Genomic DNA, 2,535 nt, shown 5'->3' with positions numbered 1-2,535 from the left:
AAAAGTGTCAACACACCCTAAGCTCTGACTATTAAATCTTGCAGCATCTGTTCCAAAATACGTTCCGAAGCATGACCATCACCAAATGGATTTTCGACTTCTGCATGTTGTCGATAATAGGCTGAATCATCCATGAGACGAGAAAACTCTTGTACGATTTTGGCCTGATTAGTACCGACTAGTATTCCACAACCTGCTTCAACCACTTCCGGACGTTCAGTTACATCCCGCAGTATGAGCACCGGTTTTTGATAGGTGGGGCTTTCTTCCTGAATACCGCCTGAATCGGTCATAATAAAATAGGCTGCACCTAAAACAGCCAGTAAGTCCGGATAATCCAGAGGTTTTAACAAATGTACCTGCGGATGATCCAGAAACTCGCGATAAGCAATTTCATATACCTGCGGATTGAGATGCACAGGCCAGGCAAAATGCAGCTCTGGATAACGGCGACATAGTGCATGGATGGCGGCACAGAGATTTTGAATACCTTCACCAAAATTTTCCCGTCGATGTGCGGTCAGCAAGACCAGTTTATCTTGTTCACTTAATTTCAGCCCCATTCGCTCTAACCTTTGCTGAGACTGCTGAGAAGAAGATTGCATTAAATCACGGGCATGATAAATAGCATCAACCACGGTATTACCGGTAATAAAAATCTGCGGGTCTGGAATATTTTCCTGACGCAAGTTTTCTGCAGAACGTCGGGTCGGTGCGAAATGCCAGTGAGCCAAGCGGGAAACCAGTTGCCGGTTTCCTTCTTCCGGAAATGGATGCATCAGATCAAAAGAGCGTAATCCGGCTTCAACATGCGCCAGATGAATATTCAGGTTAAAGGCCACCAGAGCACCTGCAAGTACAGTGGTGGTATCCCCTTGCACTACAATTACATCACATTTCGGCATGTCACGATATACTTGATCCAGTTCGGTCAATGCCTTGCTTAATAGAATATTTAGACTTTTGCCGGGTTGCATGATTTGCAGATGATGATCAATCTTGATTTGGAAAAACTCGATCGCATCCTGTACCAATTCCAGATGCTGACCGGTAAATACCACATTGACTCTAAATCGTGAATCTTGCTGGGCTTTTAAGATGACTGGTGCTAATTTAATCAGCTCAGGGCGGGTACCAAAAATAAAAGAAAGATCAATCAGCATGGTTAAAAGCTCCAGTAATAAGTCAGTTCCACTCGGGTATTATCAAAAGTTCTTTTTCCAGACTCAGGTGCCCCATTTACATATTTGCCATACATCTGTTCAACACGTAGCTTGACCGGGAAGTCTGCAGGTTGCCAGGCTATACCCGGCCCCAACTCTGCCAGGTTGTTATAAAATTCGTTATTGGAATCATTAATCGTATGTAACTTCAGATAAGTCTGGATATTGCCTAGATGATCCCGGTTAAAGTTCCAACCGGTACGCAGGCGCAGGTCGCCAATTACATTATAATCTTCACGTGAATAGCTCGCTGCATTGCCATACAGTTCGGCAAAATACTGAGTTTTCTGGGTAATCGGACTATGACTGGTTTCGGAATCATGCCAATACCATTCCTGATAACCGGTCAAACCAAAATTAATACTTTCTCTGAATTTGTCTCGGTTTAAATCGATTAGATCATAACTTCCGCCGAGTTCCAGATATAGATAGAGCGGCCATTCCCAAGGACGGTAATTTGTTCCAACACCGACAATGGCTGCATTCTGGTCAATAATCTCAGGTCGTGCACCGCCGGTGGATTGGGTATCCCTGTTAATGCTGGCAAAGCCATAAATCTGGCCACGGTTTTCTTCTCCCCAATAACGTCCATAACGGAGCTTCAAGGGTAAGATAGCCGTGTCATAACGTCCTTCAAAAGAAGGAGAAAAATAGATATCGGCAAAGGTATTTTTAGTCTGACCACTTGTTGTTCCATTTAAATTAAGTACAGCCTGTTGGGCTTTTACTGCAGTTTCAGGATTTGAGGAACTTTGCAGTTTTTTAAATATTTCTAAAGCTTCGGGATTACGTTGAGCAGCATTCAACAGATAGGCTTTTTGCAACAACAATTGTTCATCATCTGGCGTTAATTCAAGAGTTCGATCAATATAAATTAAAGCTTCGGTATTATTATTTTTGCGCATTTCCAGATATGTCCAAGTTTTCCAGACCTTTGGATCTCGCGGTGATTTCTGGCTAATCTGCTGTAAAAGTTGTGTTGCCTGTTCAAGATCCTTTTGTTCAACTTGGTAATATTGTTCCCATAATATATAAGTTTCAGGAAGGGTCTCTGCTCGAGTTGATAAAGTTAAAATCATCAAGCAAATACTTGAAATAGTAGGTAATCTTTTCATTTTAATGCATGAATTAGAATATTATAGTTCACACTATAACAGCAATTTATTTTAAGCTTGGAGCGGATGAAATTAAGTTACCAAACTCTCTATTATTTTTATAAAAAAATACATGAACCGTACCGGGTTTGTCGGAGAGTCAATATTCTGAGTGGGAAGCACTGCTTCGCAAGGTTCGATGACAAAATTAAAATATA

The 2,535-nt window shown here is 41.7% G+C and carries 2 protein-coding genes; both read right to left on the bottom strand.

Features of this window, described 5'->3' with window-relative positions; genetic code table 11:
- Positions 1–17: 17 nt before the first annotated feature.
- Positions 18–1,163, bottom strand: coding sequence for a non-hydrolyzing UDP-N-acetylglucosamine 2-epimerase (gene wecB, locus B3Q46_RS00010; protein WP_286712668.1), 1,146 nt, complete (start codon positions 1,161–1,163; stop codon positions 18–20).
- A 2-nt stretch (positions 1,164–1,165) separates the two neighbouring features.
- Entirely contained in the window at positions 1,166–2,302 is a 1,137-nt protein-coding gene (locus tag B3Q46_RS00005) for a tetratricopeptide repeat protein (RefSeq protein WP_004780124.1), read from the bottom strand.
- Positions 2,303–2,535: the final 233 nt, after the last annotated feature.

The sequence above is a fragment of the Acinetobacter sp. UBA2581 genome (genome assembly GCF_002339435.1).
Lineage (GTDB): Bacteria > Pseudomonadota > Gammaproteobacteria > Pseudomonadales > Moraxellaceae > Acinetobacter > Acinetobacter variabilis.
The sequence above is the reverse complement of the archived record's forward strand: the minus strand, read 5'-3'. Positions and strand labels throughout refer to the sequence as shown.